The 20,935-nt window shown below is 64.1% G+C and carries 23 protein-coding genes, 1 pseudogene and 1 riboswitch; of the genes and pseudogenes, 12 read left to right on the forward strand and 12 right to left on the reverse strand.

What is annotated here, in order from left to right; genetic code table 11:
- The first annotated feature begins 100 nt into the window (after positions 1-100).
- On the forward strand, positions 101-1,180 hold the full coding sequence (locus tag ACVIIV_RS33970; protein WP_456748079.1) for an Acg family FMN-binding oxidoreductase: 1,080 nt from the start codon (positions 101-103) through the stop codon (positions 1,178-1,180).
- A 31-nt stretch (positions 1,181-1,211) separates the two neighbouring features.
- Here the strand turns inward: ACVIIV_RS33970 and ACVIIV_RS33975 are convergent, their stop codons facing one another.
- Complete coding sequence (locus tag ACVIIV_RS33975) at positions 1,212-1,814, reverse strand: hypothetical protein (RefSeq protein ID WP_456748080.1); 603 nt, start codon at positions 1,812-1,814, stop codon at positions 1,212-1,214.
- Positions 1,815-1,923: 109 nt separating this feature from the next.
- Between ACVIIV_RS33975 and ACVIIV_RS33980 the strand changes: the two genes are divergently transcribed.
- Positions 1,924-2,748, forward strand: coding sequence for a nucleotidyltransferase domain-containing protein (locus ACVIIV_RS33980; protein WP_456748081.1), 825 nt, complete (start codon positions 1,924-1,926; stop codon positions 2,746-2,748).
- 24 nt (positions 2,749-2,772) lie between these two features.
- Here ACVIIV_RS33980 and ACVIIV_RS33985 read toward each other — a convergent pair whose 3' ends face one another.
- Both ACVIIV_RS33985 and ACVIIV_RS33990 read right to left on the reverse strand, forming a co-directional pair.
- Positions 2,773-3,408, reverse strand: a complete 636-nt coding sequence (locus tag ACVIIV_RS33985) for a hypothetical protein (protein WP_456748082.1) — start codon at positions 3,406-3,408, stop codon at positions 2,773-2,775.
- A 179-nt stretch (positions 3,409-3,587) separates the two neighbouring features.
- Complete coding sequence (locus ACVIIV_RS33990) at positions 3,588-4,451, reverse strand: DUF1194 domain-containing protein (protein WP_456748083.1); 864 nt, start codon at positions 4,449-4,451, stop codon at positions 3,588-3,590.
- 327 nt (positions 4,452-4,778) lie between these two features.
- Positions 4,779-4,855, forward strand: a riboswitch (Fluoride riboswitch).
- A gap of 108 nt (positions 4,856-4,963) precedes the next feature.
- Here ACVIIV_RS33990 and ACVIIV_RS33995 point away from each other — a divergent pair.
- Genes ACVIIV_RS33995 through clpS form a run of 5 tightly spaced genes read left to right on the forward strand, consistent with a single transcriptional unit; the run spans position 4,964 to position 7,701 of the window.
- The gene (locus ACVIIV_RS33995) at positions 4,964-6,166 is read left to right on the forward strand and encodes an MFS transporter (protein ID WP_456748084.1); all 1,203 of its coding nucleotides are present in this window, start codon (positions 4,964-4,966) and stop codon (positions 6,164-6,166) included.
- A gap of 19 nt (positions 6,167-6,185) precedes the next feature.
- Positions 6,186-6,575 carry a fluoride efflux transporter CrcB gene (gene crcB / locus ACVIIV_RS34000; protein WP_456748085.1) on the forward strand — a complete coding sequence of 130 codons (390 nt, stop codon included), beginning with the start codon at positions 6,186-6,188 and terminating at the stop codon, positions 6,573-6,575.
- Positions 6,576-6,581: 6 nt separating this feature from the next.
- Positions 6,582-7,007, forward strand: coding sequence for a fluoride efflux transporter CrcB (crcB, locus tag ACVIIV_RS34005; protein WP_456748086.1), 426 nt, complete (start codon positions 6,582-6,584; stop codon positions 7,005-7,007).
- A 3-nt stretch (positions 7,008-7,010) separates the two neighbouring features.
- Entirely contained in the window at positions 7,011-7,352 is a 342-nt protein-coding gene (locus ACVIIV_RS34010) for a DUF190 domain-containing protein (RefSeq protein WP_456748087.1), read from the forward strand.
- A 43-nt stretch (positions 7,353-7,395) separates the two neighbouring features.
- Complete coding sequence (gene clpS, locus ACVIIV_RS34015) at positions 7,396-7,701, forward strand: ATP-dependent Clp protease adapter ClpS (protein WP_027570976.1); 306 nt, start codon at positions 7,396-7,398, stop codon at positions 7,699-7,701.
- Between the two features lie 21 nt (positions 7,702-7,722).
- Here the strand turns inward: clpS and ACVIIV_RS34020 are convergent, their stop codons facing one another.
- The 5 genes from ACVIIV_RS34020 to fabI all read right to left on the reverse strand — a co-directional run bounded on the left by ACVIIV_RS34020 (position 7,723) and on the right by fabI (position 12,112).
- Positions 7,723-8,151, reverse strand: coding sequence for a hypothetical protein (locus ACVIIV_RS34020; RefSeq protein WP_456748088.1), 429 nt, complete (start codon positions 8,149-8,151; stop codon positions 7,723-7,725).
- A gap of 8 nt (positions 8,152-8,159) precedes the next feature.
- The gene (locus tag ACVIIV_RS34025) at positions 8,160-9,350 is read right to left on the reverse strand and encodes an adenylate/guanylate cyclase domain-containing protein (RefSeq protein ID WP_456748089.1); all 1,191 of its coding nucleotides are present in this window, start codon (positions 9,348-9,350) and stop codon (positions 8,160-8,162) included.
- Positions 9,351-9,412: 62 nt separating this feature from the next.
- Positions 9,413-10,501, reverse strand: a complete 1,089-nt coding sequence (gene aroC / locus ACVIIV_RS34030) for a chorismate synthase (RefSeq protein WP_456748090.1) — start codon at positions 10,499-10,501, stop codon at positions 9,413-9,415.
- Between the two features lie 183 nt (positions 10,502-10,684).
- Entirely contained in the window at positions 10,685-11,284 is a 600-nt protein-coding gene (locus tag ACVIIV_RS34035; protein ID WP_456748091.1) for a histidine phosphatase family protein, read from the reverse strand.
- Positions 11,285-11,296: 12 nt separating this feature from the next.
- A complete protein-coding gene (fabI, locus tag ACVIIV_RS34040; protein ID WP_456748092.1) occupies positions 11,297-12,112 on the reverse strand; it encodes an enoyl-ACP reductase FabI in 816 nt (271 codons plus the stop codon).
- Positions 12,113-12,285: 173 nt separating this feature from the next.
- On the opposite strand from fabI, the gene ACVIIV_RS34045 reads away from it, so the two are divergent.
- Together ACVIIV_RS34045 and ACVIIV_RS34050 are read left to right on the forward strand one after the other, a co-directional pair.
- Entirely contained in the window at positions 12,286-12,774 is a 489-nt protein-coding gene (locus ACVIIV_RS34045) for an RNA polymerase sigma factor (protein WP_456748897.1), read from the forward strand.
- Between the two features lie 106 nt (positions 12,775-12,880).
- Positions 12,881-13,651, forward strand: coding sequence for an anti-sigma factor family protein (locus ACVIIV_RS34050; protein WP_456748093.1), 771 nt, complete (start codon positions 12,881-12,883; stop codon positions 13,649-13,651).
- A gap of 401 nt (positions 13,652-14,052) precedes the next feature.
- Here ACVIIV_RS34050 and ACVIIV_RS34055 read toward each other — a convergent pair whose 3' ends face one another.
- Together ACVIIV_RS34055 and ACVIIV_RS34060 are read right to left on the reverse strand one after the other, a co-directional pair.
- Positions 14,053-15,015, reverse strand: coding sequence for a DnaJ C-terminal domain-containing protein (locus tag ACVIIV_RS34055; protein ID WP_456748094.1), 963 nt, complete (start codon positions 15,013-15,015; stop codon positions 14,053-14,055).
- A 164-nt stretch (positions 15,016-15,179) separates the two neighbouring features.
- The gene (locus ACVIIV_RS34060; protein ID WP_456748095.1) at positions 15,180-15,587 is read right to left on the reverse strand and encodes an RT0821/Lpp0805 family surface protein; all 408 of its coding nucleotides are present in this window, start codon (positions 15,585-15,587) and stop codon (positions 15,180-15,182) included.
- 113 nt (positions 15,588-15,700) lie between these two features.
- Between ACVIIV_RS34060 and pdxH the strand changes: the two genes are divergently transcribed.
- Positions 15,701-16,342, forward strand: coding sequence for a pyridoxamine 5'-phosphate oxidase (pdxH, locus tag ACVIIV_RS34065; protein WP_456748096.1), 642 nt, complete (start codon positions 15,701-15,703; stop codon positions 16,340-16,342).
- Between the two features lie 50 nt (positions 16,343-16,392).
- Positions 16,393-17,145 carry an SDR family NAD(P)-dependent oxidoreductase gene (locus tag ACVIIV_RS34070; protein WP_456748898.1) on the forward strand — a complete coding sequence of 251 codons (753 nt, stop codon included), beginning with the start codon at positions 16,393-16,395 and terminating at the stop codon, positions 17,143-17,145.
- Between the two features lie 632 nt (positions 17,146-17,777).
- Here the strand turns inward: ACVIIV_RS34070 and ACVIIV_RS34075 are convergent.
- Complete coding sequence (locus ACVIIV_RS34075) at positions 17,778-18,755, reverse strand: magnesium transporter CorA family protein (protein WP_456748097.1); 978 nt, start codon at positions 18,753-18,755, stop codon at positions 17,778-17,780.
- A gap of 338 nt (positions 18,756-19,093) precedes the next feature.
- Here ACVIIV_RS34075 and ACVIIV_RS34080 point away from each other — a divergent pair, with 338 nt between their 5' ends.
- On the forward strand, positions 19,094-19,780 hold the full coding sequence (locus tag ACVIIV_RS34080; RefSeq protein WP_456748098.1) for a L,D-transpeptidase: 687 nt from the start codon (positions 19,094-19,096) through the stop codon (positions 19,778-19,780).
- 35 nt (positions 19,781-19,815) lie between these two features.
- Here ACVIIV_RS34080 and ACVIIV_RS34085 read toward each other — a convergent pair.
- Positions 19,816-20,893, reverse strand: a pseudogene (locus ACVIIV_RS34085) (extensin family protein).
- Positions 20,894-20,935: the final 42 nt, after the last annotated feature.

Genomic DNA, 20,935 nt, shown 5'->3' on the forward strand with positions numbered 1-20,935 from the left:
CCAAACTCCCAATCGAGCCCACAGCCTTGATACCGGTCAATCGCTCTGTCGTCCGATGGCGCTAAGAATGCCCTGCGCAATCGAAGCGGAGCGGACAGGCGTGGCCAACCGGCGACAATTCATCACGACCGCGCTCGGACTTTCTGCGGCAGCGATCGGCGGTCCCTCGGCCGCAGCGGCGGCGATGACCTATGACGAGGCGGTCAGCTCGTCACGGACTCCGCTGCGACCAGCGCCGAGGGATCGCGAGCTCGTGCGCTTTGCGACCCTCGCGGCCAACAGCCACAACACCCAGCCGTGGATTTTCTCCGTTCGCGGCAATGTCATCGCGATTGAGCCGGACTTCACGCGCCGCTGTCCGGCCGTCGATCCGGACGATCATCACCTCTTCGTCAGTCTCGGCTGCGCCGCCGAAAACCTCATCCTCGCCGCGTCCACGCTGGGCCGGCACGCCGATTTGGTCGTGGACGGCGATCGCATCGTGATCACGCTGGAGGAGGCCCCTCCTGCGGCATCGGCACTGGCCGACGCAATTCCGATCAGGCAATGCACCCGTGCCGCCTTCGCCGGCACGCCAGCCGCGCCCGAGATCTTGCGCCAGCTCGAGAACGCCTGCCGTGAACCCGGCGTCTCGGCGATCCTGATCACCGAGCGCGCGGGGATGGCAAAAGTCGCCGACTATGTGCTCGAAGGCAACTCGGCGCAAATGCGCGACACGGCCTTCATGCGCGAGCTCGTCAGCTGGATCCGCTTCAACGAGGCGGAGGCACTCGCGACCATGGACGGGTTGTTCGCGCCCGCGTCGGGAAATCCCTCGCTGCCTTCATGGGTGGCGCGGCCGCTTCTGAAGCTCTTCTTCACCGAGAGCGGGGAAAACAAGAAGTACCGCGAGGAGCTCGACAGCTCTGCGGGCGTCGTCGTGCTCGCCGCCGATCGCAGCGACAAGTCGCATTGGATCGCGATCGGCCGCGCCTGCCAGCGCTTCGGTTTGCAGGCGACCGCGCTGGGACTGAAATACTCCTTCGTCAACCAGCCGGTCGAGGTGGCAGCGCTGAGGCAGCAATTCGGGATCTCACTCGGACTAGGCGAACGGCGTCCAGACATCGTGATGCGCTTCGGAACCGGCCCGAACCTGCCGAAATCGCTGCGACGTCCACCGGAACTGGTGATGAAATCCTGAAAAGCGCGATGAGATTTGGATGGATCATGCTCTAACGCCGAAGGCCACCCAAGGCCGGGGACTCGCCGGGCAGCATCGAGGAGTTGATGTCGCTGTCCATGCGGCCCGATTGCTGCTGGGTGTAGCCGACCCCGAACGACAGGCTGAGATTGGAGGTCGGCTTGAATTCGACACCCGCAAACCCGCCATAGCCGGGCGCGGCGCTGGAGGTCAGCGGCGCCAGCGAGCTACCGATGCCGTTGCCATACTTCAACGTGTCGAAGCCGGCGAAGAACGTGACGGGCATGCCGCCAGCCGTCTTGGTGTTGTAGCCGAACTGCGTGCTGTCATAGGACAGCGCGCTGAAATTGCCGGCCGAACCGGCCTGATTGAAGCCGCTCCAACCAAAATTGCCGCGCTCGCTGCCGACGAAGAAACCGTTCGCATAGCTGGTACGCCAAGCCCCCGCATCGCCGGCATTGAAGCTCGCGAAGTTGCCGTAGGTGTCGGAACTCTGGCCGGCACCACCACCGAGGCCGAAAGGCCCGCCGGGAATCCAATATCTCAGCGGCGCGACTTGCGCATGAACCGGCTCTCCGCCGAGGCAGAGCACTGCGAGAGCTGCAAGGAGGCATGAACGTGCAAGGTTGAACATTCAGATGACCGTCAAGAATTTTGCAAATTATACTCCTCGGCCATCGTCAATGCCAGCAGAGCGACCGCGCCGGCGTCGCGGCCGCAGGTCTTTCGGGGATCCGCATCTGATGCCGCACGATCCGTTGCTCACGCGCCTGACATCCGTTCTTGCCGACGTACCGGGCGTTCAGGCTGTCGTGCTCGGCGGCTCACGCGCGCGGGGCAGCGCGCACGCGGCGTCGGACTACGATATCGGCCTCTACTTCAAGACGGCGTTTCCGCTGGACACCGAGCGGGTGCTGGCCGCCGCGAAGGACATTGCGGACGATCCCGCCGCCACGACCGTGACGCCGGTCGGAGAATGGGGTCAATGGATCGTCGGCGGCGCCTGGCTTTCGGTGGAAGGCCGCAAGGTCGACCTGCTCTACCGTAACGCCGACGCGGTCGAGGCCGTCATGGAATCCTGCCGCGCCGGCGTGGTCACCATGGATTACCAGCCCGGCCATCCGCATGGCTTCTGCTCAGCGATCTGGATGGGCGAGATCGCATATTGTCAGCCGCTGCACGATCCGAAGGGCGTGATCGCCCGGCTCAAATCGATCGCGCTTCCCTATCCGGAGCCTTTGCGCAGCGCCCTGATCCGGCGCTTCCAATGGGAGGTCCTGTTCAGCATCGAAAATGCCGAGCTCGCGGCCGCACGCAACGAGCGGACCCATGTCGCGGGATGCCTCTACAGATCGCTCGCCTGTGTCGCGCAGGTGCTGTTCGCACTGAACGAGCGCTATCTGATCAACGAGAAGGGGGCCCTGCAGGAGGCAGCAGGCTTGCCGCTGGGGATCCCACACTTGGTGGAGCAGTCCGACCAAATCTGGCAACTCGTCGCTGACGGCGGCTTCGCACAGGCCTGCGCAATGCTGCGGCAGGTCGACCAGCAATTGAAGACGCTGACATAACCCGGCGGGACACCGCCGTGAACGCTATGCCGTCTTGTCGACAGAAGACGACGAATCCGCCGGCGGATATTTCGTCACCGGCACCATGAAGGATTTCGTGCCGACCTGATAGATGACCTTGCCGTTCTGTCCGTCGTCGGTCGCGATCTGCGCCTGCCCGAACATGATGACGTTCTTGTAGACGATGCCGGTGCCCTGGCGGGTGATGCCGTCGGTGGTGACGCTGACCTGAGCTTCCTTGCCGTTGACCGAGATCACCTTGAAGCTCGCGCTCTTGCCGTTGTCGCTGGAATAACCGCCCCAGCTTCCCATGAGGCGGCTGTCGGAGGCCGGCGGGTCCTGCTTCTCCAGGTTGGCAGTCTGTTTCCCAGCGCCACCCACGGAGAACAGCAGCACCATGTTCTTGCCGTCCTTGGTGCCGACCGTGACCCCGCCGAAGGTGATCAGCGAGCCGTTCACCTCGGCAAAACCACGGTCGGTACGCCCGTTATGGGTGTACTCGACCTGCGCCCGGGCACCGCGGATGTTGACGACCTTGAAGCTGACGGGCTGGTTGTTGCCGACCCAATTGCCCTTCCATTCACCGAGCAGTCTGCTCTGGCGAAAGACCCGCTCATTGGCGGGCGAAATCTGGCTGGTGGTCGCAGTGACGGTGGCCATCGACTTGCTCGGAGGACGGGCCTGACAAGCCCGCTTTCGTTCCCGGCGGCCGCCAATGTCAGGACGCCGGCAGGGAACAAACAGAAACCGTCCGATTAGGGCCACGTGCCGGTTAACGGGGGGTTAAGTTCAACCGCCGAGCGAGATGAGGCGAAAGGTCCCGATCGGGATGCACGCCCCTAGCGGCCCCAGCGATCGGACCAGATCTTCTCGCCGATCAGGCAGTTGACGCGCGGCTCCTTGTCGGCAACGCGCATCACGGGACGCTCCGGCGTGCGGCCTGCGACTTCCATCAGCAGCTTGGTGCGGATCGCTTCCTTGAACTTCTCCCGTTCCTTGATCGTGACGACGAACGAGCCGGGCCCTCCGATGACGCAGTCCTCATAGTAGAGATCGAGATTATCGATATCCATGGTCGAATAGGACGGCTCCTTGACCATGATCGGCAGGCCGTTGATGACGATGCCCTTCTCGAGCGCGGCATCGCGCGCCACCGTGACCGGACCGCCATTGTTGTTGGGACCGTCGCCGGAAATGTCGATGACACGGCGCAAGCCCCGATAGGGATCCTCGTCGAACAGCGGCATCGCAAAAGTGATCGCGCCGGAGATCGAGGTGCGCGAGGCGCGCCGGATCGGCGTCTTCATGATCTCGGCGGCGACCGCGTCCGCCGTTTCCGGTCCGTCGACCAGCCGCCAGGGAATGATGACCTTCTGGTCGCTGGAGGCGGCCCACTCGAAATAGGTCACCGCGATGCGGCCGTTCGGGCCGAGCTTCAGCGCCTGCAGGAACTCCTTCGACTGGATTGCCTGCGCATAGCCCTCGCGCTGGATCGCGAGCTCGTCCATGTCCATGGAGTAGGACACGTCGACCGCGAGGATCAGCTCGACGTCGACCGTCTGCGCGTCCTTGTCGGCCGCAAGCCGCTGCGGTTGATTCTTGGGCGCTTCGAATTTGGGTCCTGGTGCCGCGATGCCCGCGACGTCCCCTCCGGCAAGCATGCCGGCCACCAACACAGCCCCGATCGAGAACAGCAAGCGCATCGCAGTCTCCCGTCGTATGACGCGATGGTGACATGCAATCGCCTTGCCGCAAAGGCCGAAGATCGCTTGCGCTTCACATTCGAGTTAAGGAATTGGCACGCGTCACGCAAAGCTGCCGCCATGTTGCCGCGCTTGCGTCACCGGAACACGCGCGATCACAGGCTCCGTCATTCCGGGGCGGCTCGAAGAGCCGAACCCGGAATCTCGAGATTCTCAGGTGCGCAAGGGCGCACCGGAGTTCGATGCTGCGCATCGGCCCGGAACGACAGGTGATGATGGGACACTCCTCTCCCACTTGTCCGGCACGATTTCCATGCTAGGGTTGGTTGGATAGATGGGGATGGAGTCCCCCGACAACCGCCCGGCGGTCGATGACCTCATGGGCTGATGACTCCTGCTTGAGGAGAGGCAATCTTTGGACCTCTGCCTTGGGCGGGATCATGGACATACCCGCCGATGGCGGGTTTTTTGTTGCCTGGTGAAGGCCGGTAGGAGCAGGCGAAGACGTGACGATGACGACACCGAACGCTGCGCGCGCCACGCTGCCCAGGGGGATCTGGGTGCTCGGCTTCGTCTCGATGCTGATGGACGTCTCCTCCGAGATGATCCACGCGCTGCTGCCGGTCTATCTCGTCACCGTGCTCGGCGCTTCCACCCTCACCGTCGGCTTCATCGAGGGGATTGCGGAGGCAACGGCCGCGATCACGAAGATCTTTTCCGGTGCGCTGTCGGATTGGCTTGGACGCCGCAAGCTGCTCGCCGCGCTCGGCTATGGGCTTGCCGCCCTCACCAAGCCGCTGTTCCCGCTCGCGCCCAGCGTCGGATGGCTGGTGGCCGCGCGCTTCATCGATCGCGTCGGCAAGGGCATCCGCGGCGCGCCGCGCGATGCGCTGATCGCCGATATCGCTCCGGTCGGCCTGCGCGGCGCGAGCTTTGGCCTGCGGCAATCGCTCGACACCATCGGCGCGTTCGTCGGACCACTCGCAGCGATCGGCCTGATGTGGTGGACGGCTGACAATTTTGCTCTCGTGTTCTGGGTGGCGGTGCTGCCGGCATTCTTGTCCTTTGGCTTGATCGCGTTCGCGGTGGACGAGCCGGAGCCCGATCCACGCCGGGAGCCCGCAAAGAATCCGCTCAATCTCGCCGCGATGCGGCAGCTCGGAGCGGTCTATTGGCGTGTCGTGGCGGTCGGAATCGTCTTCACGCTCGCGCGCTTCAGCGAGGCCTTCTTGATCCTGCGCGCACAGAATATCGGGCTCCATGCGATGTGGGTGCCGGCGGTGCTGGTGCTGATGAACATCGTCTATGCCCTGTCGGCCTATCCGGCCGGCGTGCTGTCGGACCGGATCAACCGGACCGGCCTGCTCGCGCTCGGTCTCGCTTTCCTCGCAGGCGCCGATCTCGCGCTGGCGCTGCTGCCGAATCTCGCAGGCCTCGCGCTCGGGGTCGTGCTGTGGGGCCTGCATATGGGGTTGACGCAAGGGCTGTTCTCGGCCCTCGTCGCCGACGCCGCGCCACCGAGCCTGCGCGGCACCGCATTCGGCTATTTCAACCTGTTCACCGGGCTTGCCTTGCTGGCCGCGAGCGTGATCGCGGGCGCCTTGTGGGACGCCTATGGTCCGGCAGGAACGTTCCTTGCGGGGCTCGGCTTCGCGCTGGTTTCGCTTGTGGGACTGCTTGCGGTCGGCAACGGTCTGGCGGCAGGGGACAAGTGATGACGGGGGGCGGTTCATCATGCTGAGCGGACTGTTCGCGATCATGATCGGCAGCGTGCTGGGCGGCTGTGCGCGCTACTTCGTCTCCGGTGCGATCGCGCGGCGGCTGGGCGAAACGTTTCCGTGGGGCACCATGACCATCAACGTCACCGGCGCCTTCTTGATCGGCATTTTTGGCGCGCTGGCGACGCATCCGGGCTCGGTCTTCGCCTCGCCCAATCCCTGGCTGTTCGCGGTAACCGGGTTTCTCGGCTGTTACACCACGGTGTCCTCGTTCAGTCTGCAAACGCTGACACTCGCGCGTGGCGGCGAGCCGCTTTCGGCGCTCGGCAATGTCGTGTGCTCGGTCGGGCTGTGCCTCGCCGCCGTCAGCTGCGGCTTTCTCCTTGCGGATCGTCTGGGAGGCTAGAGGCAGATGAGCTCCCCTTCTGCCGAGCGCTGGCGCAGCGCGGTTCTCTACGCCTGGGTTGCCGCCGGCAGCATCGTCGGCGGGCTGACGCGTTATCTGGTCGGGCTCGCGCTCGACACCGGGCCGGGCTTTCCTTTCGCGACGCTGTTCATCAACGCGACGGGCTCCCTGATCATCGGCTTCTACGCGACGCTGACCGGCCCCGACGGCCGCGTGCTGGCGCGGCCCGAGCACCGACAATTCGTCATGACCGGGTTTTGCGGCGGCTACACCACCTTCTCGGCCTTCAGCCTGGAGACCTTCCGCCTGCTCCACGGCGGCATGAGGTACACGGCACTCGCCTATGTCGCGGCGTCCGTGATCTGCTGGCTGGTGTCGGTATGGGCAGGGCATATCATGGCGAGCCGCTACAATCGCTTGACAAGGAGCTGAGCAATGCAAATCCCCGATCAGGCAGTTTCGCTCCGGATCTTCATCGGCGAGAGCGACCATTTCGACGGCAAGCCGCTCTATGAGGCGATCGTGATGACCGCGCGCGAGCGACATCTGGCCGGCGCCACCGTGCTGCGCGGTCCCATGGGGTTCGGCAAGTCCAGCCGGCTGCACACCTCAAAGATCCTGCGGCTGTCGGAAGACCTGCCGCTGCTGATCGAGATCGTCGACAGCGAGGATAACATCAACGCATTCCTGCCCATCCTGGACGGCATGATGTCGAGCGGGCTGATCACCTTGGAGAAGGTGCAGGTCCTGCAATATGGTGCAAAGGCCGCGGGCTGATCGCTCCGGCAGGGAACCCAAGCCGCCGTGTCCAGGAGGCGGAATGAACGACGCCGTCACCAAGCCGAAAACCAGGACGAAGACCAAGGTCGAGCGGCCGCGGCTGCACAAGGTGATCCTGATCAACGACGACTACACGCCGCGTGAGTTCGTCACCTTGGTGCTGAAGGCTGAGTTCCGCATGACCGAGGATCAGGCCTACAAGGTGATGATCACCGCCCACAAGCTTGGCGCCTGCGTCGTCGCCGTGTTCACCAAGGACGTCGCCGAGACCAAGGCCACGCGCGCCACCGACGCCGGCCGCGCCAAGGGCTATCCGCTGCTGTTCACGACCGAGCCGGAGGAGTAGCGTGATGACTTCGTCGCAGCGTTACTTCAGGTCGGCGAGTATCTTGCTGAACTCAGGCAGCTGTAGCCTTCTCTTCTCGTCCTGGTATTCAGGTTCATTGAAGGGGCCGCTCAGGAGTACAGGCACCGTAGCGTCCTGCTCATTTCTGCTTCGCGAGATGTAGTAAAATTCCGTAACCGAGCGGTTCGGTGACTCGCCCCGCCGACGTGGATGCCGCGCGAACACGATGTACTGGGCGTTCGAGCCGGCCTGAAATACCGTAGGACCAGGTAGGCCATCGCCAACGCAATCTCGATTAGTTCCGATCGAACGGCAGAGCGCCATGTCTTCGAGACTATCGACCGCGACGAGGCGATAGGGTTCGTCAAGAACGTCGTCCCGGACAAACCCACAAGCAGCCACACACAACGAAATTACCGCGCTCGCCCATCGCTTGGTATCCAAGACCATGATTGTCTTTAAGCCATCACGGCCGGAGTCTCTTCCGCCAGCCCATACACGCGCTGCGCCCTGGAGAATCCCGCGATCGGAAATTCGCCGAGCTCATGCCAATCGTGGCGACAGACGTTGGCAAAGCCTTCCGAGGCGACGACAGTCCGCCCCAAGCGACCCGTGATCTTCTCCAGCCTTGCGGCAAGGTTGACGGCAGGGCCGATGCAGGTGAAGTCGAGACGGTTACCGCCGCCGATATTGCCGTAGAGAATGTTGCCGACGTGCAGGGCGACACCGAAGCGGAAGCGCTCGACGACGTCCCCGACCGGAAAGGTGAGCGCCTCGACGCTGGCGCGGGACTCGCGCGCCGCCTCCAGCACCCGCGCGCAGACATCAGCGGCATCGCCGACATATTCGTCGATCGGGAAGACGGCGAGCAGACCATCGCCCATGAATTTCAAGACCTCGCCGCCGTGGCCGCGGATCGCGGTGACCTGACAGTCGAAATATTGGTTGAGGATCGTGACCACGGTCTCGGCCGGCAGCCGATCCGATAGCGCGGTGAAGCCGCGCAGATCCGAAAGCCAGATCACCGCCTGCATGGTGTCAGTGTGACCGCGGCGGATCTGGCCGCCGAGGATGCGCGAGCCAGCACGGTTGCCGACATAGGTGTCGAGCAGCATCTCGGCGGTGCGGCGCAGGCTGATGATCTCGCTGATGCGCGCGAGCGGCGTCACGACGGAGCGGATCGCCGCGATGTCCTCGTCGCTGAAGCCGCCGGGCTGGTGCGTGACCCAGCTGGTCGCATGGATGGAGCGATCGAGAAAGGGCACCGGCACCGCGATATAGTCGGTCGCGCCTTCGGCGCGCATGTCGTCGACGAACGGAAATCGCTTGCTGTCGGGATCGCTTGCGCGCCCCCTGACCTCGATCCCTTGCTCGAACACGATGCGGAGCGGACTGCGGGCGAATTCGGGCGTGTCCAAAATATCGAAATCGACGCTGCCGACTTCGACTCCCTGGCCCTGCCGCCAGATGAAGTTGCGGCCGAAAATCTCGGGATGCAGCGTGCGGATGAAGATGCCGAACCGCCACAGCGGCAGGCCGGCCGCGACCAGACGTTCGCAGAAATCGGCAATCCCTACGGCCGGCTCCTGAGCCGACCAAGCGCCGTCGATCAGCCAGTTGGAAATGCGCTGGAGCTCGGAGCTGTTCATGGCCGCATTTGCGGGCGAAGTTGCGGGGCCGTCAAGCTGCGCGGTGGGCTAGTACCGCGACATCAACGCCCCACCTGCCCGCGATCGCGCAGGAAGTGATCGGCCAGAACGCAGGCCATCATGGCTTCGCCGACGGGGACCGCACGGATGCCGACGCAGGGGTCGTGGCGGCCCTTGGTGAAAATCTCGGTATCGGCGCCCTTGCGATCGACTGTGAGACGCGGCTGCAGGATCGACGAGGTCGGCTTCACCGCGAAACGCACCACCACCGGCTGTCCGGTGGAGATGCCGCCCAGCACGCCGCCGGCATGGTTGGACAGGAAGCGCGTGCCGTCGTTACCGGTGCGCATCTCGTCGGCGTTCTCCTCGCCGGTCAGCTCGGCGGCGCCAAAGCCGGCGCCGATCTCGACGCCCTTGACGGCGTTGATGGTCATCATCGCAGCCGCGAGATCGGAATCGAGCTTGGCGTAGATCGGCGCGCCAAGACCTGCCGGCACGCCTTCCGCGACGACCTCGATCACAGCACCGATCGAGGAACCGCTCTTGCGGATGCCGTCGAGATAGGTCTCGAAGAACGTCGCCTTGTCCTTGTCGGGACAGAAGAACGGATTCTTGGCAATCTCGTCCCAGTCCCACTTGCCGCGGTCGATCTTGTGAGGCCCGATCTGCACCAGTGCGCCGCGCACCTTCACGTCGGGCAGCACCTTCCGCGCGATGGCGCCGGCGGCAACGCGCATCGCGGTCTCGCGCGCGGAGGAGCGACCGCCGCCGCGATAGTCGCGCAGGCCGTATTTGGCCTCATAGGTGAAGTCGGCGTGACCGGGACGAAACTTGTCCTTGATCTCGGAATAGTCCTTCGAGCGCTGATCGGTGTTCTCGATCAGGAGGCCGATCGGGGTGCCCGTCGTCACCTGCACGCCGGTCTCCGGATGTGCCATCACGCCGGACAGGATTTTCACCTGGTCCGGCTCCTGGCGCTGGGTGGTGAAGCGCGACTGGCCGGGACGGCGGCGGTCGAGGTCTTTCTGGATGTCGGCCTCGGCGAGCGGAATCATGGGCGGGCAGCCGTCGACCACGCAGCCGATCGCCACCCCGTGGCTCTCGCCGAAGGTGGTGACGCGGAACATATGGCCGAAGGTGTTGAAGGACATCCGTCTCTAGCTCGTAAGTCAGTTCTGACTTGTGGTAGCGCCCGGAAACACCGCATTCAACCCCGTTCCAGTCATTCCGGGGCGATGCGGGAGCATCGAACCCGGAATCTCGAGATTCTCAGGTGCGCAAGGGTGCACCGGAGTTCGGCGCTTCGCGCCGCCCCGGAATGACAGCGAGTGGACTTAACTGAACTTCTCCAGCCGGCCGGCGCGGAACACGTAGACGGCCCCCTGCCCAATATAAAGTTCGGCGGCGCTGGCGGGGGTCTCGAGGCCCAAGGCCACCATCAGGGCGCGGCAGGTGCCGCCGTGGGCGACCGCGACAGTGTCGACCAAAAGCGACTCGTACCAGTCGAGCATGCGCAACTGCACGGCAGCATAGGTCTCGCCGCCGCTTGGCGCCACCGTCCATTTGTCGGCAAGGCGCCTGGCATAGACATCGGGATCAGAGGACTCGCTTTCCGCCAGTGTCAGCCCCTCCCAGACACCATAGCCGATCTCGCGCAGGCGGTCGTCGAGGGAATAGTCGGCAGGCGGCAGCTCGAGCTTGCCGCGCACGAGCTCCATGGTCTGCCGTGCTCGTCCGAGCGGACTCGACACATAGGGCAGCGCCGCTCTGTCCTTGCCTTCGCGCTTGAACAGATCGGCCAGAACGCTGGCAGCGTGCACCGCCTGACCGCGGCCGCGTGCGTTCAACGGGACGTCCTTGGTGCCCTGGAGCCGGCCGAGCGCGTTCCATTCGGTCTCGCCGTGGCGAAGGAAATAGATCGTGGGCACCGGCATGACGGCTGAACGTTAATCCTTGCCACTCAGCGAGATGTCAGGCGCGTCCGGGCGCTTCATGCCCAGCACGTGGTAACCGGAATCGACATGATGCACCTCGCCGGTGACGCCGCGCGAGAGGTCGGAGAGGAAATACAGCGCGCTGCCGCCGACGTCCTCGGTCGAGACGTTGCGCCGCATCGGCGCGTTGTGTTCGTTCCACTTCAGGATATAGCGGAAGTCGCCGATGCCGGAGGCGGCAAGCGTCTTGATCGGACCTGCCGAGATGGCGTTGACGCGGATGTTCTTCTCGCCGAGATCGGCGGCGAGATAGCGCACGCTGGCTTCCAGCGCCGCCTTGGCCACGCCCATCACGTTGTAATGCGGCATCCACTTCTCGGCGCCGTAATAGGAGAGCGTGATCAGCGAGCCGCCATCCGTCATCAGCTTCTCGGCGCGCTGCGCCACGGCAGTGAACGAATAGCAGGAGATCAGCATCGACTTCGAAAAATTCTCCTGCGTGGTGTCGACGTAACGGCCGTCGAGCTGCTCGCCATAGGCGATCGCATGCACCAGGAAGTCGATCTTGCCCCACTTCTCCTTGAGCACCGCGAAGGCGGCGTCGATGGTCGCGGCATCGGTGACGTCGCAATGGCCGAGCACGAGACCACCGATTTCGGCGGCAAGCGGCTCGACGCGCTTCTTCAGCGCATCGCCCTGGTAGGTGAAGGCGAGCTCGGCACCGGCCGCGTGGCATGCCTTGGCGATGCCCCAGGCGATCGAGCGGTTGTTGGCGACGCCGAGGATCACCCCGCGCTTGCCTTGCATCAGACCTGAATTCTGCGCCATTTTTGAACGTCCCGTCGAGCTCTCGTTGAGGTCTGGAGGTACACCAGCCCTCCCCTGCGGTACAGCCCTAATCCGCGGCGTTAACGCTGTTTCGAGTGCCGGAATAGCCGTTCCGCTCGGGTGTTATGATGGTTGAGGCGCTCGCGCCGAACGCTGGGGACATCAAGACCGCGATGAATGCGTTTCGCCAGAGTGTGGAAACCATGATCCCGGCGTTGCGCCGCTACGCCCGCGCGCTGACGCGCGATGCGGATGCGGCCGACGATCTGGTGCAGGATACGTTGGTGCGCGCGCTGCGTTCGGAGCGGTTGTTTCTCGGAGGCGACGTCAGGAGCTGGCTCTATACGATCCTGACCAACCTCAACAAGAATCGGCGGCGCTCGCTGGCGAGGCGCCCGCAATTCATGCCGCTGACGGAGAACAACCCTGATGCCAGCGGGACCGAGGCCGAAGGACGCGACATCGAGAAGGCGCTGGCTACCCTCGTCGAGGAACAGCGTTCGGTGCTGTTGCTGGTGATGCTGGAAGGCATGAGCTATCGCGAGGTCGCCGACATCCAGGGCGTGCCGATCGGCACCGTGATGTCGCGCCTGGCACGCGCAAGAGCCCACGTCAAAGCCTCGCTGGAGGGCGAGCGGACGGCGCTCAGGCGGGTGAAATGATGGCCGGGTCGATGCATCGAACAATGTCCGCCCGCAGCCCGACAGTGAGCTGCGCGAAGCGAACTCGCAAAAGATATTTTGGGCCGCAGAGCCAGAGACGACCGATATGAACGACCGCAAGATCCCAGTGACCGAGGACGAACTGCACGCCTATGTCGACGGCGAGCTGCCGGCCGAGCGCCGCGCCGACGTCGAAGCCTTTCTTGCCGCCCATCCCGACGAGGCCGAGCGCGTGCAGTCCTGGCGTGCCATGGCTGAGATGCTGCACGCCCGTTACGACGCCGTCGCCCAGGAACCGGTGCCGGCGCGGCTCGAGTTGGAGCGGCTGGAGCGCCGCCCGCGGCAATGGCTCTATGGCGCCGCAGCGGCCGTGCTGGTTGCTTTCATCGTCGGCGGCACGGCCGGCTGGGTCGCGCATGGCGCCGCCAACGCGCCGTCGACCTTCCAGAGCTTTACGGCGGACGCGCTCGACGCCCATCGCCTCTATGTCGTCGAGGTCCGTCACCCCGTCGAGGTCGGCGGCAACGAGCGTGACCACTTGCAGGCTTGGCTGACCCGACGCTGCGGCTGGACCGTGTTCGCGCCGAACCTGGAAGCGAGCGGGTTGAAGCTCGTCGGCGGTCGGCTCTTGCCGGGACCAAACGGTCCGGCGTCATTCCTGATGTACGAGGGCGCCTCGGGCGAGCGGTACACGATCTACTCCGCAAAGACCGAGAATGGTGCAACGCAAATGCGCTACGCCAAAACGGACAAGGACGGCGCGCTGTTCTGGGCCGAGCGCGGCGTCGGCTACGTCGTCAGTGGCGGCAGTGATCGCGACCGGCTGACCAGGGTGGCGCAGGCCGTCTACGACCAGGCGGAGAAAAACGGCACCTGAGCAACCGCACAAGCGCGGTGCCCAGATTCCGTCATTGAAAATTTGGAATCAGGACATCGACGCGTCTCATTATCGCACCGGGTGTTCACGCGATTATGAGTGGCGTTCGATCCGCCGATCGACGCGGGCGGCCTCGATTGGGGTTTTTGGTACCGCGCTGGTCCCCCTCTCGAGGCCGCACCTTTTTATCGGCTGCCCCGCCGGACAACCGACACGTCTCAAACCTCAGCGTCGAAGCGCAATGCGCGCTTCAGGCGTATGTTGAGCATCATCCCTTCGGGAAGAGAATGCTCCGATCGTCGAGGTGGGCCCTCGAATAGCGCGCTTTTGCTTGCGCACGATCTTTTCGGAAAACCGCTGCGCACTTTGCGTCAACACGGCCCTCCGGTTCCGGATCGTGCTTAGCCGAGCCCGCTACGCGGATTGTAGGGATGTTGGTCCCGCCACTTCTCCATCAATGCCTCAAGCGCGGCGTCGTTCCCGTCCGGTAGCATAATCCTGATGGTCACGAAGAGATCACCGGTTCCACCGGCTTTGGGCAAGCCCTTGCCCTTGAGGCGGAAGGTCCGGCCGCTGGAGGTGTTTTTGGGGACCGAGAGCTCTACGGCATTGCCGAGGGTCGGCACACGGACCTTGCCGCCGAGCACCGCCTCGTAGAGCGTGACCGGCAGGTCGATCCTGAGGTCGGCGCCCTCGACCTTGAAGAAGGGGTGCGGCGCGATGTTGATGGTGATCAGGAGATCGCCGGGCGGATGGCCTTGCGCGCTCTCCCCCTGCCCCCGGAGCCTGATCTGCTGGCCTTCGGTGACGCCAGCCGGAATCTTGACGTTGAGCTCCTTGCCCGTCGGCAGCCGGACGCGCTTCTCGCCACCCTTGGCCGACTCCTCCAGCGAGACGGACATGGCGACGTTGACGTCGAGATCGAGCCCGATGCCGCCGGTGTCGAACTCGAACTGGGCGCCGCCGCCGGCCCCGGGCCGCGCGCCGCGCATTCCGCCGCCGAACATGCTGTTGAGGATATCCTCGAACGCGCCGCCGCCCGGGCCGCCCGCACCGCCGCTCCGGAACGTATAGCTCTCAAACCCGCCAGGGCCCGCGCGGCCGCGCGGGCCGCCGCCACCCGGAAAGCCCTGGAAGCGCGGCTTGCCCTCGCCGTCGATCTCGCCACGGTCAAACTGCTTGCGCTTGTCCTCGTCGCCGAGGATCTCGTTGGCCGAGTTGATCTCGGCAAAGCGCTCGGCCGCTTTCGGATCACCCTTGTTGCTGTCCGGATGGTGCTTCTTGGCCAGCTTGCGATAGGCGCTTTTGATCGCGGCAGCGCTGGCGCTCCGCGGCACCCCCAAGACCTCATAGGGGTCGCGCATTCGTCACGTCTCCTTCAAGAAATCGAATTGTTCAAAGGGCTCCCCGCCCCACCTGCCGGTCATGTGGGAAGAGAGTGGCATTTTTGCAACTAGGAGCGCGCTGAAGCTCTATGTTTGGAGCATGATCTTGTCGGAAAACCGGCTCCCACTTTTCCGGATCATGCTCAGCTCCGCCACGGCTTTAGCGTATGAATCTCCCAGCGGCCACGGCTGCTTTGGCAGCCGGCGCCCTGGAGCCAGCTTTCGGTGCTGCCGTTGACATAGCTCGCCAGGAAATCGCGGCATTTGCGTCCGTCCTCGGCGGCATAGGACTGCGCGATCGGCGTTACCGAGCCGCGTGCCCCGGTCTCCGGATTCTCCCAGTGCTGGCTGGAATCCTTGTCGCCCTTGCTGAGGACGTCGGAGGCGGCATTGCGGGTGAAGGCGAGATCGATCTCGGTCGGAGGGGCGTCCTTCGCCTGCCGCGCGATCGAGCCGGTGAGGTCGCTCTCGTCGGCCTTGGCATAGGTGCTGCTGTCGTTGCGGGAAAAGCTGCACCCCCCGGCACCAAGCCCGATCAGAATCATCGTCATGACAAAGCCGGACGGCCGGATCGCTGATAGGCCAACGCCTCCCCATGCCCTATATAGGACGGTAGCGGACAACAACGCGTTTTGGGCCGCGGGACGCAACTCGGACTCCAGACATGACCGACACGACCTCGATGAAACACCAGACACCCTTAACATCCGGTGATTTCACCGCTGCCGATGAGCCATTTGCGCTGTTCGAGGCCTGGCTGAACGAGGCGATCAAGAGCGAGCCTAACGATCCGAACGCCATGGCGCTCGCAACCGTCGACCCCGATGGGCTGCCTGATGTGCGCATGGTGCTGATGAAGGGCTTCGATACCGAAGGTTTCGTCTTCTACAGCCACATCGCCAGCCAGAAGGGCCGCGAACTCGCCGCAAATCCTAAGGCAGCGTTACTTTTTCACTGGAAGTCGCTGCGCCGTCAGGTCCGCATCCGCGGCAACGTGACGCCGGTGACCGACGCGGAGGCCGATGCCTATTTCGCGACGCGGCCGAAGCAGGCCCAGATCGGCGCCTGGGCGAGCAAGCAGTCGCAAGAGCTGGAGAGCCGCTTCGCTTTCGAACAGGCCATCGCCAAGGTTGCGGCCAAATACGTCATCAGCGAAGTGCCGCGGCCGCCGGGCTGGAGCGGCTGGCGCATCACGCCCTTGCGTATCGAGTTCTGGCACGACCGCCCGTTTCGGCTGCACGACCGCATCGAATTTCGCCGTGACGCGGCCGGCCAGAAATGGTCCAAGACGCGGATGTACCCTTGAGCCTCATCTTGAACCTTGTCTCGAGCCTTGGGCCGAATTGAAAGATGTCCATGCCGCATTCGTCCAATGCGCCGCGTCGTACGCTGCTCCTGACCGGAGCCAGCCGCGGCATCGGCCACGCCACCGTGATCCGCTTCTCCTCGGCGGGCTGGCGCGTCATCACCTGCTCGCGGCATCCCTTCCCCGAGGACTGCCCGTGGGACGCCGGCCCTGAGGACCATATCCAGGTCGACCTCGGCGATCCCCAGGACACTGCGCGCGCGATCAGTGAAATCCGCCGGCGGCTCGAAGGCGGCACGCTGCACGCGCTGGTCAACAATGCCGCGATCTCGCCCAAAGGGCCGGGCGGCTCCAGGCTCGGCTCGGTCGACACCGACCTCGACACCTGGACTCACGTCTTCCATGTCAACTTCTTTGCGCCGATCATGATCGCGCGAGGGCTGATTGAGGAATTGAAGACGGCCAAGGGCTCGGTCGTGAACGTCACCTCGATCGCGGGCTCGCGCGTTCACCCCTTCGCGGGCGCCGCCTACGCCACCTCGAAGGCGGCGCTCGCCGCGCTGACGCGCGAGATGGCCTCCGACTTCGGCCGCGTCGGCGTGCGCGTCAACGCGATCGCCCCAGGCGAGATCGACACCTCGATCCTGTCGCCGGGCACCGAGAAGATCGTCGAGCAGCAGATCCCGATGCACCGCCTCGGCACGCCCGACGAAGTGGCAAAAATCATCTACGTGCTGTGCACGGACACCAGCTCTTACGTCAACGGCGCGGAGATCCACATCAACGGCGGCCAGCACGTTTGACGGTGAGCGTCATTCCAGGGCGATGCGAAGCATCGAACCCTGGTGCGCCCTTGCGCACCTGAGAATCTCGAGATTCCGGGTTCGGTCCTGCGGACCGCCCCGGAATGACGGATGAATTGATCGGCTGATTTCGCCGTAGCTCGGGACGGAAGCAAGGCGATCCAGACAACGCCGCCGCAAGACCTGGATCGCCCTTGCCTTCCGTTCCTCAATCGAGTCGAATCCGACGTGACCTCTCTCGCGGCCGCGGAGCGGCCGTGCTGAATGCAGTCGAGCAGTCGTCGTCGTTCTCACCATCGAGCAGCGGAGCACCACAGTGCCGGCACATGCGTGCCGACATCGACGGCGCCTTGCCGCTCGCCAGGACCTGGCGATAGTTCGCCAGATCGATGACGTTGCGGGGCGACGTTATGTGTTTCTCAACCATGGCTGTTCCTCGCGGCTACGCACTGCTTATCGCAGACAAGTTTCGCGCAAACGTTCAGCCCACCGCTCAAATTTTACCGGAGGAATTGCGGCACGATGCGCACATCACCGCGCCGCCGCAATCCCGATCTATTCTGCGACATGATTCACCGTGTCTCAGCGAGCGGCGTAAGGTCTCGGTAGGTATCTTTGCTCGACCATGGCAGCTACAGCCACTTCTTCCACTTGAAAATCCAGTACGGGACGACGGCGGCGATCAGCATCATCACCAGCGCCATCGGATAGCCGTGCACCCATTCGAGTTCCGGCATCACCTTGAAATTCATGCCGTAGACCGAGGCGATCAGCGTCGGCGGCATCAGGACAACGGCCATGACCGAAAACAGCTTGATGATGTTGTTCTGCTCGAGATTGACGACTCCGAGCATGGCGTCGAGCACGAAGGTGATCTTGTTGGACAGATAGGAGGCGTGGTCCGTCAGCGAGGCGACGTCGCGCTGCATGGTCTTGAGCTGCTCGCGCATGTCCTTCGACCATTTCACGCCCTCGACCACCGCGGACAGGAACGTCACGACGCGGCCGATCGACACCAGACTCTCGCGAACCTTCGAGGTCAAATCGCCCTTGCGGCCGATCGAGATCAAGATCTGGGAATATCTCTTTGCCTGCCCGTGGCGCTCGCTCTCAGGCTCGAAGATGTCGTGGCTGACCTGATCGATCTCGGTGCCGCAACGCTCCAGAATGTCGGCGCAGCGATCGATCACTGCGTCCAGCAGTTCCATCAGCACCATCTCGCCGGTGATGGAAGGCGTGCAGGAGCGAGCCAGCTTGGCCTCGACCAGGGCGAACGGCTTCGGCAGGTCGTAGCGCACGGTCACCAGGCGGTGGTCGGCGAGGATGAAGGTCACCGCCGTGGTCCGGGGCATGTCGGTATCGGAGTGGCACATCAGCGTCGCAGTCATGTAGCGCGCGCCGTTCTCCATATAGAGGCGGCTGGAGATCTCGATCTCCTGCATGTCTTCCCGGGTCGGGATGGCGATGCCCGCGAGCCGCTCCACCGCCTTGTCCTCGGCCGCGCTCGGATTGACGAGGTCGATCCAGACGGCGTTCTCCGGCACCGCCGCAAGATCCTCGATGACAGCCTTCTTGAGGGCGGACTCGGACGGAACAAACACCGAAAACATCAAAAGCTCCAGAGATCCTGCGACAGAATGACAGCCCTTAGCGCGATTCTGACAGGTTCACGATGACAACAACATTAACGGAGCGTTTGCATTTGTGGCTTCCCCGGGGTTCAACTGTGGCACGGAATCGACAGTCTTCCGCGTCTGGCCAAAAAACCCTCAGAACACCCCCAAATTTGCGGCAGAAAAGCCACAGCTGGGCTCTTGCAGCGCGGGAAAAGGGCTTCAGCGCTGGAATTGTGGCAGATTTCGACGATAATGGGATTAACGGAGTCGAGGAACTTGGGCGCTAAGCTCAGGCCCCTTCCGCACGGTATTGTTTTGATTGGAACCAAACCATGTCGTCGCTGAAAGTTAAGTTTGGGATTTTGGCCGCTGGCCTGATGCTGTCGGGCTGCATGCAGGCCACTCATTATGAGGCGACCGACACCAAGGCCTTCAAGCCGAAGGATAAGGAACTCCTCGCGAAGGTCAAATACGAGAACACCCCGGTCGCAGAGCCGTTCCGCCGCGCCATCGTCCAGTACCACCGCAAGGAATCGCCGGGTTCGATCGTGGTCGATTCCGACAACCATTACCTCTATTACGTGCTGGAGGGCGGCAAGGCGATCCGCTACGGCATCACCGTCGGCGAAGAGGCCATGGCTTGGTCGGGCATCGCCAAGGTGGGCAGCAAGACCGAGTGGCCTGCCTGGCACCCCACCCCCGGCGAAATTTCGCGCCTGGGCGTGCCGACCTATGTCGCACCGGGCCCGGACAATCCGATGGGCTCCCGCGCGCTGTACCTCTATTCGGGGGGCAAGGACACGCTGTTCCGCATCCACGGCACCAACCAGCCGGAATATATCGGGGCCTCGATCTCGTCAGGCTGCATTCGCCTGACCAACGAGGACGCGATCGATCTCTATGATCGCGTCAAGGTCGGCACCCTCGTCGTGGTGCTCGAGCCCAAGCATGGCGACTCGCCGTACAACTCGCGATTGGCGCTCGGCAGCAGCCAAACCGGCCAAGCGGCCAGCTACTGATCGCCCGCGATCGCTGATAGTCAAAAGCGCCGGTTTTACCGGCGCTTTTTTGTTGCCGGCTTGGACTGCCGAGCCTTCTTCTCGGGCTCCGGCTTGTCCTCTGGCGACGAGGATTTCTCCGCCGCGTCCTCAGCGCCTTCCTTTGCCTCGGGCTTGGCCGCGACCTCGCGCGGCGGCGCCTCCTCGGGCCGTTCCGCCGGCAGCAGCGGGGCGACCTGCGGCAGGGGATCCCAGACGTTCCACTGGCAGATCCGGTAGTCGTTGCGCCGCTGCGCCAGATCGAGATGGATGTGGTCCTCGTGGTACCAGTCCGAGCCCGGACCGAGCACGGTGGAAAAGCGCGCGCAAACCGAATGCAGCACGCGCTCGCGCACCTCGCGCGACATGGTGCGGTCGGTGAAGCCGATCGACTGCCCGTTGGCGAGCTTGATGGCGCGGATGTCGATCGCATTAGCCTTGCCGTGCTCGGACAGCATCGCGCCCGCGACGCGGTTACGGCCACGGCACTCAAAGCTGTCGAAATTGTCGAGGTCGCTGAGGGCGGAGCCGAGGCTGGTCGCCAGCGGCGCCATGTCCTTGCGCACCCAGTCGGCGACCGCCGACGCCATGGTGCAGCGGAGGATGGCGGCGGGCTTGACGGTCACCTTGCGCTTGTCCGACAGCACGATGGCCTCCAGCCGCCACCAGATCCTCGCCGCCGCAGGCGCCGGGGCCGCGGATATCCGGAATGGAGGGCGCGATCGCGATCTCCTCGGTCAGCGCGAGCCGGCAGGCCGAAGCCTGCTTCTGGGGCGGTGGCGCGGCTTCGGCGGGCTTGTCCGCGCTCGGCTTGTCCGGAGATGGCTTACCGTCTGGCTGTGGCGGTCCCTCGTCCGATGCCTTGGGGGCCTCGTCGGGGCGCGGCTTCGGCAGTGGAATCCTGGCGGCCCGAACGGCTGCGCGCGGCTTTGGCGTTCCAAAGTTGAAAATATCGAGCGGCGCAGGATATTTCCGCGCCTCTGCCCTTTCGGCGAGCAGCAACAGCCCCAGCGCAGCGGTAACCATTGCCGCGCCGGCGGACATATAGCCGCGACAAGACCATTTGCGGCGAAAGTCCGGCAGGCTAAAAGTCATGTCAATTCTTTGGCCCAACGCTGAGAGCGATAACGCGCCCAG

It is taken from the genome of Bradyrhizobium sp. USDA 4354, assembly GCF_054060315.1.

Bases quoted from the DNA above. Each gene is read 5' to 3' on its own strand.
- ACVIIV_RS33975 (WP_456748080.1), bottom strand. From the start codon at position 1,814: ATGTTCAACCTTGCACGTTCATGCCTCCTTGCAGCTCTCGCAGTGCTC.
- ACVIIV_RS33980 (WP_456748081.1), top strand. From the start codon at position 1,924: ATGCCGCACGATCCGTTGCTCACGCGCCTGACATCCGTTCTTGCCGAC.
- ACVIIV_RS33985 (WP_456748082.1), bottom strand. From the start codon at position 3,408: ATGGCCACCGTCACTGCGACCACCAGCCAGATTTCGCCCGCCAATGAG.
- ACVIIV_RS33990 (WP_456748083.1), bottom strand. From the start codon at position 4,451: ATGCGCTTGCTGTTCTCGATCGGGGCTGTGTTGGTGGCCGGCATGCTT.
- ACVIIV_RS33995 (WP_456748084.1), top strand. From the start codon at position 4,964: ATGACGACACCGAACGCTGCGCGCGCCACGCTGCCCAGGGGGATCTGG.
- crcB (WP_456748085.1), top strand. From the start codon at position 6,186: ATGCTGAGCGGACTGTTCGCGATCATGATCGGCAGCGTGCTGGGCGGC.
- crcB (WP_456748086.1), top strand. From the start codon at position 6,582: ATGAGCTCCCCTTCTGCCGAGCGCTGGCGCAGCGCGGTTCTCTACGCC.
- ACVIIV_RS34010 (WP_456748087.1), top strand. From the start codon at position 7,011: ATGCAAATCCCCGATCAGGCAGTTTCGCTCCGGATCTTCATCGGCGAG.
- clpS (WP_027570976.1), top strand. From the start codon at position 7,396: ATGAACGACGCCGTCACCAAGCCGAAAACCAGGACGAAGACCAAGGTC.
- ACVIIV_RS34020 (WP_456748088.1), bottom strand. From the start codon at position 8,151: ATGGTCTTGGATACCAAGCGATGGGCGAGCGCGGTAATTTCGTTGTGT.
- ACVIIV_RS34025 (WP_456748089.1), bottom strand. From the start codon at position 9,350: ATGAACAGCTCCGAGCTCCAGCGCATTTCCAACTGGCTGATCGACGGC.
- aroC (WP_456748090.1), bottom strand. From the start codon at position 10,501: ATGTCCTTCAACACCTTCGGCCATATGTTCCGCGTCACCACCTTCGGC.
- ACVIIV_RS34035 (WP_456748091.1), bottom strand. From the start codon at position 11,284: ATGCCGGTGCCCACGATCTATTTCCTTCGCCACGGCGAGACCGAATGG.
- fabI (WP_456748092.1), bottom strand. From the start codon at position 12,112: ATGGCGCAGAATTCAGGTCTGATGCAAGGCAAGCGCGGGGTGATCCTC.
- ACVIIV_RS34045 (WP_456748897.1), top strand. From the start codon at position 12,286: ATGAATGCGTTTCGCCAGAGTGTGGAAACCATGATCCCGGCGTTGCGC.
- ACVIIV_RS34050 (WP_456748093.1), top strand. From the start codon at position 12,881: ATGAACGACCGCAAGATCCCAGTGACCGAGGACGAACTGCACGCCTAT.
- ACVIIV_RS34055 (WP_456748094.1), bottom strand. From the start codon at position 15,015: ATGCGCGACCCCTATGAGGTCTTGGGGGTGCCGCGGAGCGCCAGCGCT.
- ACVIIV_RS34060 (WP_456748095.1), bottom strand. From the start codon at position 15,587: ATGACGATGATTCTGATCGGGCTTGGTGCCGGGGGGTGCAGCTTTTCC.
- pdxH (WP_456748096.1), top strand. From the start codon at position 15,701: ATGACCGACACGACCTCGATGAAACACCAGACACCCTTAACATCCGGT.
- ACVIIV_RS34070 (WP_456748898.1), top strand. From the start codon at position 16,393: ATGCCGCATTCGTCCAATGCGCCGCGTCGTACGCTGCTCCTGACCGGA.
- ACVIIV_RS34075 (WP_456748097.1), bottom strand. From the start codon at position 18,755: ATGTTTTCGGTGTTTGTTCCGTCCGAGTCCGCCCTCAAGAAGGCTGTC.
- ACVIIV_RS34080 (WP_456748098.1), top strand. From the start codon at position 19,094: ATGTCGTCGCTGAAAGTTAAGTTTGGGATTTTGGCCGCTGGCCTGATG.